Raw genomic sequence first — 14555 nt, forward strand, 5'->3', positions numbered from 1 at the left:
GGCGATGGTAGCGCCGGTCCAGTTCGCTGGTAGTGAACCACTACGCATGCGGTCGGGTGCCAAAGTAAATGGAGCAACCCTGACCCGATTCCTGGCCGCCAAGGACCGTCGCCACGTCACGAAGGCGAGGTAAGCGACCTTGGCCACTGCCGACAGCCGTCTGGACTGCGAGGCCGCCCTCATCGACTGAAACGCGCCGAAGCAGCCCGGCAAAAAGGAGCAGAGGTAGTTATCCTTGCCCAACCACTTCCACACCCGTTTGCCCGCATGCGCAATCCCCTGCAAGAACAACTGCTCAAGGCCGGCCTGGTCAAGAAAGGCAAGGTGAACCAGGTGGCGCGCGAGCAAAAGAAACAGCGCGACGGCAAGGCGTCGGCGCAACCCAGCGCCGCGCAGCAGGAGGCGCAGCGCCTTAAGGCCGAGCACGCCGAACGCGACCGCGCCCTGGCCGCCGAGCGCAACGCCCAGGCCCGCGCCAACGAACTGCGCGCGCAGGTGCGGCAGATCATCGAGAGCCACAAGGTCAAGCGCGAGGGCGAGATCGCCTACCGCTTCACCGACCAGGACGCGATCAAGGGCGTGCTGGTCAACGAAACCCTGCGCGCCCAGCTCGCCAAGGGCGTGCTGGTGATCGCCCGCCACGAGCAGGGCTACGAACTGCTGCCCCGCACCGCCGCCGACAAGCTCTACGAGCGCGACGCCGGCGTGATCGTGCTGGACCACGCCCGCACCGGCGCGGCGGGTGGCGACGACGAGATGGACGACTACTACAAGCAGTTCCAGGTGCCGGACGACCTGGTCTGGTAAGCGCTCCGGCGCCCCTCGGGCGGCATCGAAGCCCGCGCGTCGTCTATCGCCGGTGCATAGGCTGGACGACGGCAACGCCAGCGGCGAGCCCCTGGCCATGACCGGCAGCGACTCCCGGGAGCACCTCGCCCGCCGCGGCGCACGCCCCGGCGATGCGAGTCCAGCAGCAAGCGCCCCGGCTCACTCTTCCAGCGTGAAGCCGATCCGCAGGGTGACCTGCCAGTGCGCCACCTTCCCGTCCTCCACATGCCCGCGCATGTCGGTGACCTGGAACCAGCGGATGTCGCGGATCGTCTTCGACGCCCGCTCGATGGCGAGCCGGATCGCATCGTCGCTGCTGGTCTTCGAGGAGCCGGTGAGCTCCACGGACTTGTAGACGTGGTCGGACATGGTCATGGTCCTCTGATGAGTGGCGTGGCGGCGAGCACGTGTTTTCGAGGATTCGTCCCTGCTGTGCGCCGCCGGCGGCAGCGCCCCGGGTGACACAGGACATACCCGCACTCGCCCATGGAACGTGAAGGTTCGACTTCGGCGACGGTAAAGCACTCGTGCTCGGCACCAATTTCCACTGCAACGCTCTCCCTATGGACAGACAGGACCATGCCCAACCGATGGCAACCGCTCGATGCCGCGCGCTGGCCCTGAGGAAAACAGCCCACTCGCACGGCTCGGCCTTGTGTGGCCCATCGGCTCGGTGATCGGGGATGGTCGCTGTCGTGCCAAACCGAGTGGCACCATGGCTGATGATCTGCCTGAGGTCTGAGGCTCGCCCGCGCGGGCAAAATGAACCTGACTCTTATCTTGCTGTCGTTAACTGGTCCGTCACGCGGGTGAGAGTGATCAAGGAATGAAATCCAAAGACTGAACCGCCCCGGGAATCCCGGGGCGGTTCACTCAACCACGTACCTTTTGGCGCGAGACCGGATTATACAAGCGGCCCTATCCATGCTCCAAAAGGGAGGCTCAGCTCATTTACCAGAAGCAGACAAATGAATCTGACCTTTTAATTCGGGGAATAGATCAGAGCAGCCCTCAAGAAAAAGGGCGGCATCAACGCCACCCTTCTCCGCCATCTCAACCTCGACGTCCTTCGCCCCTCATCCGCACTTGCTGTAGCCGCAATTGAGGCACGTCTGGCACCCGTCCATCAGCACCAGTGCCTTGGTGTTGCACTTGGCGCACAGGGTGGCGCCGGGCGGGAAGCCGTTGGTGGGTTCGCCGGCGTCTTCGGCAGCGGCGGTCGCGACGGGGGCGACCGGGCTTACTTCAGTGTTTTTTTTTGAGGCCGCCTCGTAGGCGGCGCGCTTCTCGGCGACCAGGCGGCGGGTGGATTCGTCCATCTCCGGGTCGTGGATCAGGCCGATGCTCTTCATGTGCTGCTCGATCACCGCGCCGATCTCGGCCACGATGCTGGGCATGTAGACGCCGCCGGCCTTGAAGTAGCCGCCGCGCGGGTCGAACACGGCCTTCATCTCCTCCGCCAGGAAGGTGATGTCGCCGCCCTTGCGGAACACGGCGGAGAGGATGCGGGTGAGCGCCACGATCCACTGGAAGTGGTCCATGTTCTTCGAGTTGATGAAGAGCTCGAAGGGGCGGCGCTGCTCGTAGGGGGTGCCGGCGTTGAGCACGATGTCGTTGATGGTGACATACAGCGCGTGCTCGAACAGCGGCGACTTGATCTTGTAGGTGTTGCCGACGAGGGTCTCGGGGCGCTCGAGGCTCTCGTGCATCTGGATCACTTCCGCCTTGGGCGCTTCCTTGGGCGAAAGCGGGGCGGGAACGGCGGCCGGCGCGGCCTTGTCTTCGGGCTTTACGACGGCGTAGCCCTTGATCTTCTTTTCGATCTTCATCGCCATGGGGGTGTTTCCTTCAAAGAGATAGATGGCGGCGCCCGGCACGGGAAAAAACATCCGGCCCGGCGCGCGGCCGGGCCGGATGCGTCGTGCTTACTTCTTGCGGGCGGCCTTCTTGGCGGCGGGCTTCTTGGCCGCCTTCACGGTCGCCTTTTTGGCAGTGGACTTCTTGGCCGCCTTGGCGACGGTCTTCTTGACGGCAACCTTCTTGACGGCAACCTTCTTCACGGCTGCCTTCTTCGGCGCGACCTTCTTGGCGACCGTCTTCTTGCTGCTGACCTTCTTGGCTGCCTTCTTGGCCGGGGTCTTCTTCACGGCCTTCTTGGCAACTTTCTTGGCAGCGACTTTCTTGGCGGCGACTTTCTTGGCGGCGGCTTTCTTCGGCGCCGCCTTCTTCGCGGCGGCCTTCTTCACCGCCTTCTTGGCGACTTTCTTGGCGGCGGCCTTCTTCGGCGCCGCCTTCTTGGCCGCGGCCTTCTTCACCGCCTTCTTGGCGACCTTCTTGGCGGCGGCTTTCTTCGGCGCCGCCTTCTTCGCGGCGGCCTTCTTCACCGCCTTCTTGGCGACCTTCTTGGCGGCGGCCTTCTTCGGAGCCGCCTTCTTGGCCGCGGCCTTCTTCGCCGGCTTCTTCTTCGCCGCCGCCTTCTTCACCGGCGCCGCCGGCGCGGAGACGGGCGCAGGCGCGGGCTCGGGAGCCGCGGCCGGCGCTGTGGGTTCGGTGCTGTCTTTCACTTCGACTTCGGTATCGATGGACATGCTGGTGTTCCCCTCCGACGTTGTTTTAAGAACTGACGTAAGCCTGCTACGCGCGATCAGAACTTGCCGTAGTAGCCTTCCTTCAGGGCATCGAACAGGTTGGCGGCGGTGTGCATCTCGCCGTCGTATTCCACTTCCTCGTTGCCCTTCAGTTCGATAACGCTACCGTCTTCCAATTCGAAGCGGTAGAGGGTGCTTTCAAGATCGGCTTCCTTGACCAGCACGCCCTGGAACGCGGCGGGGTTGAAACGGAAGGTGGTGCAGCCCTTCAGCCCCTGCTTGTAGGCGTAGAAGTAGATGTCCTTGAAGTCTTCGTAGGGGTAGTCGGTGGGCACGTTCGCGGTCTTGGAGATCGACGAATCGACCCACAGCTGCGCGGCGGCCTGGATGTCCACGTGCTCCTTCGGGCTGATGTCGTCGGCGGCCACGAAGTACTCGGGCAGCTTGGCCTTCGGGTCGTCGGAGAACGGCATCGCGTCGGCGTTGATCAGCGCGCGGTAGGCGAGCAGCTCGTAGCTGAACACCTCGACCTTCTCCTTGGTCTTGCGGCCCTCGCGGATCACGTTGCGCGAGTAGTGGTGGGCGAAGCTCGGCTCGATGCCGTTGCTGGCGTTGTTGGCCAGCGACAGCGAGATGGTGCCGGTGGGCGCGATCGAGGTGTGGTGGGTGAAGCGCGCGCCGGTCTCGGCCAGCTGCTCCACCAGGTGCGGCGCCACGGCGGCCACGCGCTGCATGTAGCGGCTGTACTTCGCGTGTAGCACGCGGCCGGGGATGGTGTCGCCGACCTTGTAGCCGTCGGCCGCCATCTCCGGGCGCTTGCGCAGCATGTCGCCGGTGACGGTGTAGTCGCGGGCCAGGATCGGCGCCGGGCCCTTCTCCTTGGCGAGGCCGAGCGCGACCTCCCAGCCGGCCACGGCCATCTCGCGCGAGACGTCCTCGGTGAAGGCCACCGCCTCGGCGGTGCCGTAGCGCATCTTGAGCATCGACAGCGTGCTGCCCAGGCCCAGGAAGCCCATGCCGTGGCGGCGCTTGCCCATGATCTCGTTGCGCTGCTGCTCGAGCGGCAGGCCGTTGATCTCCACCACGTTGTCGAGCATGCGGGTGAACACCTTCACCACTTCGCGGTACTCGTCCCAGTCGAAGCGGGCCTTGGGGCCGAACGGGTCGCGCACGAAGGTGGTGAGGTTGACCGAGCCGAGCAGGCAGGAGCCGTACGGCGGCAGCGGCTGCTCGCCGCAGTTGTGCGCATGCAGACCATTGCCGTCGAAGGTGTTGATGCCCGGCACCTGCACGTCGTAGACGTCCTCGACGCCGTCGGCTTCGAGCGAGGCGACGGTGGCGACGAAACGGGCGCGGTTCAAGCTGCGGCGATAGCCGGCCAGCGCCGCCTGCAGGCGCGCGGCCTTGTCGCTGTCGGCGAAACCGACCCATTCGTCGAAGCGCGCCAGCGACTCGCCGGCGATGACCAGCTCGTGCTGCGCCTGAACGGGATAAGCACGCGCGCCGCCCTTGCCGTCGGGCAGCATGGATTCGCCGGCGAGACGACGGTCGCGATGGATGCGCGAGGGAATGCCCAGGCGCAGCAGCATGCGCTGCACCGCCTCCAGGCAACCGAGGTCCGACTGCGCCAGCCGCACCGACACGCCCTTGGCCTGGCTGCCCTGCACCGAACCGTCGGCATCGAAGAAGCCGCGCAGGAAGCCGCGATAAGCCGCACTGGAGGCTTGCTCCAGCGCCGGCGTGATCGACTTGTCGCCCGGCGCCATGCCGACCTCGAAGGCCAGATCGCGCAGGGCGGCGGATTTCAGGCGGAACTCGCCGCGACCGACCACCGCCGACCAGCCGGCGAAGTCGGCGCGGTGCGGCAGGGTCTGCGCGCAGCGCAGCGCCTCGGCCATCAGCGCCCGGGCGCCACTGCAGCCGACCGCGTTGACGGCAGCGGCCTGTGGCCAGGCCGAAAGCACCGCCGCCTCATGCTTGAGGGTGCCGTCGCCGACCAGGAGGCCGAGCAGGTAACCCTGCTCGGCGGTGAGCGCGCCAGCCCACTGCGCGTTGGCGCGATGGTCGTTCAGCAGCACCTGGTCGCCCGGCCTGAGCGCACCGGCGGCGCACCACTCGGTATCCACGCTCCAGCAGGTGAGGCGGGAGACGCGCCGCACGCGATGGTCTTCGGTGAGGCGAAGCCGGTAGCCTTCCTCGGTTTCAAGAGCGATCACCGGCTTGGTGGCGGTGCGGAAGAAGCCTTCGGCGCCGGTGGCGTGATCGCAGCCGTCGACACGGGCCTCGAAGGCGCGCCCCAGCAGGTCGCGGACCTGGCGCGGACCTTCCGCCGTCTGCACCCAGGTGTCGGCGGTGACGCAGGGGTTGGTGGCGCGGATGTGCTCGCACCACCAGTTGTTGTTCATCTCGTTGACCTTGTCGATCAGGATGAAGCCCGGCTCCGCGTAGTCGTACGTGGAGACCATGATCATGTCCCACAGGTGGCGGGCGCGGATGTGGCCGTAGATCTTGCAGGCCACCAGGCCGTCTTCGCGCTCCACGTAGTTCTCGTGGGTGGGCCACTCGCGCCAGACCACCTGGGCGGGGTCGGCCAGGTCGAGCTCGGCCTGCTCCTTCACGTGCACCGGGAACACCAGCGGCCAGTCCTGGTCGCGCTCCACCGCCTGCATGAAGCCGTCGGTGACCAGCAGCGAGAGGTTGAACTGGCGCAGGCGCCCGTCCTCGCGCTTGGCGCGGATGAATTCCTTCACGTCCGGGTGGCTGACGTCGAAGGTGCCCATCTGCGCGCCGCGGCGGCCGCCGGCCGAGGACACGGTGAAGCACATCTTGTCGTAGATATCCATGAAGGACAGTGGGCCGCTGGTATAGGCGCCCGCCCCCGACACGTAGGCGCCGCGCGGGCGCAGGGTCGAGAACTCGTAGCCGATGCCGCAGCCGGCCTTCAGGGTGAGGCCCGCCTCGTGCACCTTCTCCAGGATGTCGTCCATGGAGTCGCGGATGGTGCCCGACACGGTGCAGTTGATGGTGCTGGTGGCCGGCTTGTGCGCCAGCGCGCCGGCGTTGGAGGTGATGCGGCCGGCGGGGATGGCGCCGCGGCGCAGCGCCCACAGGAAGCGCTCGTTCCAGAGCGCGCGCAGCGCCTCGGTGGCTTCCACGTCGGAGAGCGCGCGGGCCACGCGCTGGTAGGTCTCGTCGACGCTGCCGTCGACCGCCTCGCCCGTCTTCGCCTTCAGGCGGTATTTCTTGTCCCAGATGTCATACGAGGCAGGCTGCAGGGGAATCTCTACAGCATCGCGACCCGCGACTGGTGCACGCACGGTGCTCATCGGCTTTTTGACCTCCGGCCTTGCGACCCGTTTTGTTAACGACGAATCCGCCCGCCCAACGGGCGATCGACTGCCATGTCACGAGCCGTAGACCTGCCACAGCCCGTCCTGCCCGACCGCTGCGCCAGAGCGCGCCCCTCCCCCGAGAGTCGCCAGTTGCCGACACCAATTACTTGGGTAACACCCGGCGGGTGCACACAAGATCTTGTGATTGCGAACGGATAAGAAAATTAACCCTCGCACCGCCCGATGTAAAGTGCCGATCGCAAATTCGCCGCCGGCGCGGAACCGCGCCGGCGTCCGGCGGGTCGAAGCCGCCCGTCAGCCCCGTCACATGCCCCAAGGAGGATCGCACCATGTCTTGCCGCCCCTGCCTTTCCACGCGCCGGCTGGGCGCCCTGCTCGCTCTGTCGGTGGCCGCCGCGCTGCCGCTCGCGGGCCACGCCGCGCTGCCGGCGGCGGTGGGTGGGCAGTTGCTGCCCTCGCTGGCGCCGATGCTGGAGAAGGTGACGCCGGCGGTGGTGAACATCTCCACCAAGACGCGCGTGCGGGTGCGCGACCCGTTCTTCGACGACCCGATGTTCCGCCAGTTCTTCGGCCTGCCCGGCACCTCGCGCGAACGGGTGGAACAGAGCCTGGGCTCGGGCGTGATCGTGGACGCGGCCAAGGGCTACGTGCTGACCAACAACCACGTGGTGGGCGGCGCCGACGACATCGCGGTGACCCTGCAGGACGGGCGCAGCTTCAAGGCCAAACTGGTCGGCACCGACCCGGACACCGACGTGGCGGTGGTGCAGATCCCCGCCGAGCGCCTGCAGGCGCTGCCGGTGGCCGACTCCGCCGCGCTGCGCGTGGGCGACTTCGTGGTGGCTGTGGGCGACCCGTTCGGGCTCGGCCAGACGGTGACCTCGGGCATCGTCTCCGCGCTCGGCCGCTCGGGGCTGGGCGGCAGCGGCTACCAGAACTTCATCCAGACCGACGCCTCGATCAACCCCGGCAACTCCGGCGGCGCGCTGGTCAACCTGCGCGGCGAGCTGGTGGGCATCAACACCATGATCTTCAGCCCTTCCGGCGGCAACGTGGGCATCGGCTTCGCCATTCCCTCCGCGCTGGCCCGCGAGGTGATGGGCCAGCTGGTGGCGCACGGCAAGGTGAGCCGCGGCAGCCTGGGCGTGCAGGCGCAGGACATCACCCCGCGCATCGCGCAGATCCTCGGCCTCGCCTCCACCAGCGGCGCGGTGGTCACCCGCGTGACCGCCGGCTCGCCGGCGGACGTGGCGGACCTGCGCACCGGCGACGTGGTCACCGCCGTGAACGGCCGGCCGGTGCGCGGCGCGCAGGACCTGCGCAACGCCGAGGGCCTGCTGCCGGTGGGCAGCGCGGTGAAGCTGACCGTGCAGCGCGAGGGCAAGACCCGCGAGGTCGGCGCCACGCTGGCGCCGGAGAAGCTCGCCACGCTGGAGGGCGCCCGCCTCGACCCGCGCCTGGCGGGCGTGGGCTTCAGCGACCTTGCCCAGAGCCAGCGCGACCAGGGCCTGTACGGCGTGACGGTGAGCTCGGTGCAGCCCGGCAGCCGCGCCGCCCGCGCCGGGCTGCGCGCCGGCGACCTGGTGGTCGCCGTGGGCAACCAGCGCCTCGCCAGCCTGCGCACGCTGCAGGGCCTGGCCGGCGTCAACCCGCGGCAGCTGGTGCTGGTGGTGGCCGGCGATAACGACCTGCGCTACGTGGTGATCGAGTAACCGCCGCCCGCCTATCCCGCCGCCGGCCATGTGACGGTGACGCGCAGCGGCGATGGCGCATGGCGCGGCTGCATGCAGGCAGGGCCGGCGCGGCCCGCCGGACCGACCGGATGCCGTCGTCGCCCAGCCCCCCAAAAGAAACCGCCCGGGCTCGCGCACCGGGCGGTTTCGACGCCGCGCCGGCCAGGAGGCCGGCGCGGACCGTGGCCGTGGGCCTCAGTCCCGCGTCATCGCCTGACCGGCCGACATGTGCATGGGCATCATGTTGACGTTGGCGTTGTGCATCACCCACAGCGACCCGGCCACCACGATCGCGATGATCAGCATGGTGAACAGGAAGATGGCGGTGTTGTCGCGCTCGTCCGGCGAGGTGCCCATGTGCAGGAAGAACACCAGCTGCACGATGAGCTGGGCCACGCACAGCACCACGATGGCCGGCAGCACCAGGCCCTTGGGCACGGCGCCGCTCATTACCGCGCCGAACGACAGCACGGTGAGCACCAGCGAGAGGATGAAGCCGACGATGTAGCTCTTGAAGCTGCCGTGGGAGGACTTGCCGGAAGCCGGCGACGAATGGTGGTTTGCGCTCGACATCACAGCACTCCGCGCAGGTAGACAAAGGTGAACACGCAGATCCAGACCAGGTCCAGGAAGTGCCAGAACAGGCTCAGGCACGACAGGCGGCGCTTGACCACGCCGTCCAGCCCGAAGCGGGCCACCATGTGGGTCATGATCAGGATCCAGATCAGGCCGCAGGTGACGTGCAGGCCGTGCGTGCCCACCAGGGTGAAGTAGGCCGACAGGAAGGCGCTGCGGTTGGGGCCGGCGCCCTCGTGGATCAGCTTGGCGAACTCGTACAGCTCCATGCCGATGAAGCCCGCGCCGAACACGAAGGTGACCAGCAGCCAGGCCACCACCTGGTTCTTGCGGCCGGCGTTCATGGCCAGCATGGCGCCGCCGAAGGTGAAGCTGCTGATCAGGAGCAGCATCGTCTCGCCGAACACGTAGGGCAGCTCGAACAGCTCCTTGCCGCTCGGGCCGCCGGCGGTGTTGGCCGCCAGCACGCCGAAGGTGGCGAACAGCACCGAGAAGATCAGGCAGTCGCTCATCAGGTAGATCCAGAACCCGAGCAGGGTCTTGGAGCCGTCGTCGTGGTGCGCGTGCGCGTCGTGGATGTGGGTTGCTACGGTGGTGCTCATGGTCAGGCAACCTCTTTCATCTGCGTGAAGTGCGCACTCTCGATCCGCTCGACCTCCTTGGCCGACACGTAGTAATCGACGTCGCGGTCATAGCTGCGGGCGATGAAGGTGCCGATCATGCCGGCCAGGCCGATGATGGCCAGCCACCAGATGTGCCACACCAGGCCGAAGGTCAGCAGGAAGCCGAAGCCCGCGATGATCACCCCCGCGCCGGTGTTGCGCGGCATGTGGATGTCCTCGTAGCGGCCGACCTGGGCGGCCTTGCCGGATTCCTTCTCGTCCCAGTAGTGCTCGAGCGAGGTGATCTTCGGCACGTGGGCGAAGTTGTAGAACGGCGGCGGCGAGGAGGTGGACCACTCCAGCGTGCGGCCGCCCCAGGGGTCGCCGGTGAGGTCGAGGTTCTTCTTGCGGTCCTTGATGCTCACGGCCAGCTGCAGCACCGTGAGGGCGATGCCCGCCATGATCACCACCGCGCCGATGAAGGCCACCACCAGGTAGGGGTGCCACTCGGGGTTGGCGTAGTGGTTCATGCGGCGCGTCATGCCCTTGAAGCCGAGCACGTACACCGGCATGAAGGCGAGGTAGAAGCCCACCAGCCAGCACCAGAACGAGGCCTTGCCCAGCTTCTCGTTGAGGGTGAAGCCGAACGCCTTGGGGAACCAGAAGTTCATCGCGGCGATGCAGCCGAACACCACGCCACCGATGATCACGTTGTGGAAGTGGGCGATCAGGAACAGGCTGTTGTGCAGCACGAAGTCCGCCGCCGGCACCGCCATCAGCACGCCGGTGACGCCGCCGATCACGAAGGTGACCATGAAGCCGATCGTCCAGTACACCGGCGCGGTGAAGCGGATGCGGCCGCGGTACATGGTGAACAGCCAGTTGAACAGCTTCACGCCGGTGGGCACCGAGATGATCATCGTCATGATGCCAAAGAAGGCGTTGACGTTGGCGCCCGAGCCCATGGTGAAGAAGTGGTGCAGCCACACCATGAAGGACAGCACGCCGATCGACACGGTGGCGTACACCATCGACTTGTAGCCGAACAGCGGCTTGCCCGAGAAGGTGGAGATGATCTCGGAGAACGCGCCGAAGCAGGGCAGGATCAGGATGTACACCTCCGGGTGGCCCCACACCCAGATCAGGTTGATGTACATCATGGCGTTGCCGCCGAGCTCATTGGTGAAGAAGTGCATGTCGAGGTAGCGGTCCGCGGTGAGCAGCGCCAGGGTGGCGGTGAGCACTGGGAAGGCGGCCACGATGAGCACGTTGGCGACCAGCGCGGTCCAGGTGAACACCGGCATCTGCATCAGCGACATGCCCGGCGCGCGCATGCGCAGGATGGTCACGATGAAGTTGATGCCGGTGAGCGTGGTGCCCAGGCCGGATATCTGCAGCGCCCAGATGTAGTAGTCGACGCCGACCGTGGGACTGTACCCGAGCTCCGACAGCGGCGGGTAGGCCAGCCAGCCGGTGGCGGCGAAGTCGCCCACGAACATCGACAGCATGATCAGGATCACGCCCACCGCCGACAGCCAGAAGCTCAGCGAGTTGAGGAACGGGTAGGCCACGTCGCGCGCGCCGATCTGCAGCGGCACGATGATGTTCATCAGGCCGATGATGAAGGGCATGGCCATGAAGAAGATCATGATCACGCCGTGCGCGGTGAAGATCTGGTCGTAGTGGTGCGGCGGCAGGTAGCCGGCCGCGTCGTTGGAGGCCAGGGCCTGCTGAAGGCGCATCATGATGGCGTCGGCGAAGCCGCGCAGCAGCATCACCAGGGCCATGATGATGTACATCACGCCGATGCGCTTGTGGTCCACCGAGGTGAACCACTCCTTCCACAGGTAACCCCACTTGCCGTAGCGGGTGATCGCGGCGAGCACCGCGATGCCGCCGAGGACGATGATCGCCAGCGTACCCATGATGATCGGCTCATGGTACGGAACGGCGTCGAGTGACAGCTTTCCGAACATCGCGTACTACTCCGAAGCCTTGGCTTTTTCAGTGGTGGACATCGGCATGCCGGCCATGTGCATGCCGTCCGCGGACATCGTGTGATCCGCCGACATGTGCATGCCTTCGTGCATGGCGGCGCCCTCCTCGTGCGGCGCGGCCATGTACTTGTTGACGATGTCGTCGAACAGGGTCGCGGGTACGTTTGCGTAATAGGTCACCGGCGTCTTCTCGCTGGGCTTGGACAGCGCCTGGTAGACCTCGGCGGTGAGCGACTGCGGCGCGGCCTTGGCCTGCTTGATCCAGTCCGCGAAGCCCTGCTCGCTGGTGGCGATGGCCTTGAAGTGCATGTCCGAGAAGCCCGCGCCGCTGTAGTTCGCCGACAGGCCGGCGTAGGTGCCCGGCTCGCGCGCGATCAGGTGCAGCTTGGTGGTCATGCCGGTCATGGCGTAGATCTGGCTGCCCAGCTGCGGGATGAAGAACGAGTTCATCACCGAGTCGGAGGTGATGGAGAAGTTCACCGGCACGTCGGTCGGGAAGGCCAGCTCGTTGACGGTGGCGACGCCGTAGTCGGGGTAGATGAAGAGCCACTTCCAGTCCATCGCCACCACTTCGACGTGGACCGGCTTGGCCTGCGACTCGAGCGGCTTGTACGGGTCGAGCGAGTGCGAGGTGCGCCAGGCCAGCACGGCCAGGATGGTCACGATGATCGCCGGGATGGCCCACACCACCACCTCGATGGCGGTCGAGTGGGCCCACTTGGGCGCGTAGGTGGCCTTGGTGTTGGAGGCGCGATAGCGCCAGGCGAACACGAGGGTGAGGATGATGACCGGCACGGCGACCAGCATCATCAGGCCCAGCGCGATCAGGATCAGCGTCCTCTCTTGCTCGCCGATGTCGCCCTTGGGCGAGAGGACTTCCATGCTGCAGCCGCCAAGCAGCACGACCGCACCGGCGCCAAGCGCACGCATGGCGGAAGTAATGAGATGTTTGCTCACGGACAACCTTGGGTTTTTTTGAAGAAAAAAAGAGGGGGATTTTGCCGGGCTGGGCTCGGGCAAGGTGCGACAAAAAGTACTCACCTAGCCGCCGATCGTCGCACAAGTGGGACAAAATGCCACACCCACATGGCATAATCGCGGCCGCTGCGGAAGGCACTCCGGCACTCCGCAAGTATCGGTATTGCAGCGCTTTTTCCGGCCCCGGCCGGCCGCGGCGCGCGCCCATCCGGCGCAGTATCTTGCGACCCCGGGAAGCCTTCGGGCGAACCCGTCTGGCGGTCCGAAGCCGGCACGCCGGGCACGACCGCGGCGGCCTGGTCGCCCGTGACGCGCCGACGACGCGGCATGGACGAAAAGGGAGCGCGGGAGACCCGTTCAGGGGATCGTCCGGCTCACCCGCTACCATGGGCGGCCGGCGCCCTTGGAGGGCCGCCCTCATTCAGTGCATTGCTTGAGGCTTGTTCCACAAGGTGTTGAAATTCTTAGTCACGAAGAGCGCCTCACGGCGCTGAGCAGCCTGCAAGATCGTCCACCTTCGCCCTCGGGGTTCCCCACGTCCATGTCCCATCGTCTTGTCCGTCTGCTTGCCACGGCTCTGATCGGCAGCTGCCTCGCCACCACGGCCATCGCCGCCAAAACCACGCACCACAAGAAGGCGCCCGCCGTGCCGAAGGGTCCCACCCTGGTCTGGCGCGGCGACGTCACCACCGCGCGCGGCGTGGTCGGCGACATCGCCAAGACCTGGGAGAGCACGGGCCACGGCAAGATCGAGCTGCAACCGTTCAACACCGCCTCGGGCCTGGAGGCGGTCGGCAGCGGCCTGGCCGACCTCGCCGGCAGCGCACGCGGCCCCAACGGCAGCGCCGCCGAGGCGAGCCTCGCCTTCACCCCGGTGGCGTGGGATGCGCTGGTGATGATCACCCACCCGTCCAACCCGGTCGGCAACCTCACCCTCAAGCAGCTGCACGACATCTACTACGGCAAGATCACCAACTGGAGCCAGTTGGGCGGCCCCGACGCGCCGATCAACGTCTACGCGGTCGCCAGCCCCGGCGACGGCGTGGAATACAGCCTGCGCCGCCTGCTGTTCGGCCGCGGCAACCAGCCGGTGGCCGCGCCGCGCCTGTACGTGAACACCGCCAAGCTGGAAGAGGCGATCGCGCTCGACCCGAAGGCGCTGGGCGTGTCCACCCTGGCCGGCGTGTCCGGCAACGGCAAGGTCAAGACGCTGCGCATCGACGACACGCCGCCCACCGTGGCCAACATCGCCGACGGCAGCTACCCGCTCTACACGCCGCTCTACCTGGTCACCAACGCCAACAGCCCGAAAGCGGCCGACACCAAGGCCTTCATCGACTTCCTCTCCACCGACCAGGCCAAGGCGGTGCTGCGCAAGCACCTGGTGCTGCCCTACGCCGACGCCGCCGGCCTGGTGGGTCTGGACGAGGCGCGCCGCGCCAAGATCCTCGCCGAGGTGGGCGTGAAGGTGCCGCCGGTCAACACCGGCACCGGCGGCACGCCGGTCGCCGCCCCGGGCGCCACCTACGCGGCGCGCTCCGCCGCGGCGCCGACCTCGCCGCGCACGCTGGAGGCCAAGCAGGCGCTGGCCGAGCGCAAGGAGCGGGAGCGGGCCGACAAGGCCATCGTCGAAGCCTCGGAGAAGGCCAGCCTGGCCGGCGTGCAGGGCAGCGCCACCACGGTGGACACCGCCGCCTCGCGCGGCAGCGACTTCGCCAAGGTGAGCGCCGACGCCAGCGTCAGCCACGCGCCCTCGCCCGTGTACACCGTGGCCAAGGGCGACACGCTGGCCTCGATCGCCAAGAAGCACTCGGTGAGCGTGGAGCAGCTGCGCAACTGGAACCACCTCAAGGGCAACAACATCAAGCTCGGCCAGGTGCTGCACATCGGCGAGTTCTGA

11 protein-coding genes are annotated in these 14555 nt (G+C 67.0%); 3 read left to right on the forward strand and 8 right to left on the reverse strand.

The genetic code is table 11. The features are described 5' to 3' along the window. Positions 1 to 267: 267 nt before the first annotated feature. The gene (locus ACH65_RS05380) at positions 268 to 807 is read left to right on the forward strand and encodes a DUF2058 domain-containing protein (protein WP_049621555.1); all 540 of its coding nucleotides are present in this window, start codon (positions 268 to 270) and stop codon (positions 805 to 807) included. Between the two features lie 180 nt (positions 808 to 987). Here ACH65_RS05380 and ACH65_RS05385 read toward each other — a convergent pair whose 3' ends face one another. The 4 genes from ACH65_RS05385 to ACH65_RS05400 all read right to left on the reverse strand — a co-directional run bounded on the left by ACH65_RS05385 (position 988) and on the right by ACH65_RS05400 (position 6742). Next, positions 988 to 1197 carry a dodecin gene (locus tag ACH65_RS05385; protein ID WP_049621556.1) on the reverse strand — a complete coding sequence of 70 codons (210 nt, stop codon included), beginning with the start codon at positions 1195 to 1197 and terminating at the stop codon, positions 988 to 990. A 707-nt stretch (positions 1198 to 1904) separates the two neighbouring features. Next, on the reverse strand, positions 1905 to 2663 hold the full coding sequence (locus ACH65_RS05390; RefSeq protein WP_049621557.1) for a TSCPD domain-containing protein: 759 nt from the start codon (positions 2661 to 2663) through the stop codon (positions 1905 to 1907). A gap of 90 nt (positions 2664 to 2753) precedes the next feature. Further along, on the reverse strand, positions 2754 to 3416 hold the full coding sequence (locus ACH65_RS05395; RefSeq protein WP_053096164.1) for a hypothetical protein: 663 nt from the start codon (positions 3414 to 3416) through the stop codon (positions 2754 to 2756). A 56-nt stretch (positions 3417 to 3472) separates the two neighbouring features. After that, on the reverse strand, positions 3473 to 6742 hold the full coding sequence (locus tag ACH65_RS05400) for an LAGLIDADG family homing endonuclease (RefSeq protein ID WP_049621558.1): 3270 nt from the start codon (positions 6740 to 6742) through the stop codon (positions 3473 to 3475). Positions 6743 to 7098: 356 nt separating this feature from the next. On the opposite strand from ACH65_RS05400, the gene ACH65_RS05405 reads away from it, so the two are divergent. Next, complete coding sequence (locus tag ACH65_RS05405; RefSeq protein ID WP_049621559.1) at positions 7099 to 8481, forward strand: Do family serine endopeptidase; 1383 nt, start codon at positions 7099 to 7101, stop codon at positions 8479 to 8481. 216 nt (positions 8482 to 8697) lie between these two features. On the opposite strand, the gene cyoD is transcribed toward ACH65_RS05405, so the two are convergent. Genes cyoD through cyoA form a run of 4 tightly spaced genes read right to left on the reverse strand, consistent with a single transcriptional unit; the run spans position 8698 to position 12607 of the window. Next, the gene (gene cyoD, locus ACH65_RS05410; RefSeq protein WP_049621560.1) at positions 8698 to 9075 is read right to left on the reverse strand and encodes a cytochrome o ubiquinol oxidase subunit IV; all 378 of its coding nucleotides are present in this window, start codon (positions 9073 to 9075) and stop codon (positions 8698 to 8700) included. Continuing rightward, on the reverse strand, positions 9075 to 9680 hold the full coding sequence (gene cyoC / locus ACH65_RS05415) for a cytochrome o ubiquinol oxidase subunit III (protein ID WP_049621561.1): 606 nt from the start codon (positions 9678 to 9680) through the stop codon (positions 9075 to 9077). Before cyoC ends, cyoD begins: the two co-directional genes overlap by 1 nt. A 2-nt stretch (positions 9681 to 9682) precedes the next feature. Next, on the reverse strand, positions 9683 to 11656 hold the full coding sequence (gene cyoB, locus ACH65_RS05420) for a cytochrome o ubiquinol oxidase subunit I (RefSeq protein ID WP_049621562.1): 1974 nt from the start codon (positions 11654 to 11656) through the stop codon (positions 9683 to 9685). A gap of 6 nt (positions 11657 to 11662) precedes the next feature. Beyond that, positions 11663 to 12607 (reverse strand): ubiquinol oxidase subunit II, encoded by a 945-nt coding sequence (gene cyoA, locus ACH65_RS05425; RefSeq protein WP_082190152.1) that lies wholly within the window; start codon positions 12605 to 12607, stop codon positions 11663 to 11665. 589 nt (positions 12608 to 13196) lie between these two features. On the opposite strand from cyoA, the gene ACH65_RS05430 reads away from it, so the two are divergent. After that, positions 13197 to 14555, forward strand: a complete 1359-nt coding sequence (locus ACH65_RS05430; RefSeq protein WP_049621563.1) for a LysM peptidoglycan-binding domain-containing protein — start codon at positions 13197 to 13199, stop codon at positions 14553 to 14555.

Origin of the sequence: Frateuria defendens (assembly GCF_001182895.1) — a bacterium.
Classification (GTDB): Bacteria; Pseudomonadota; Gammaproteobacteria; order Xanthomonadales; family Rhodanobacteraceae; genus Frateuria_B; species Frateuria_B defendens.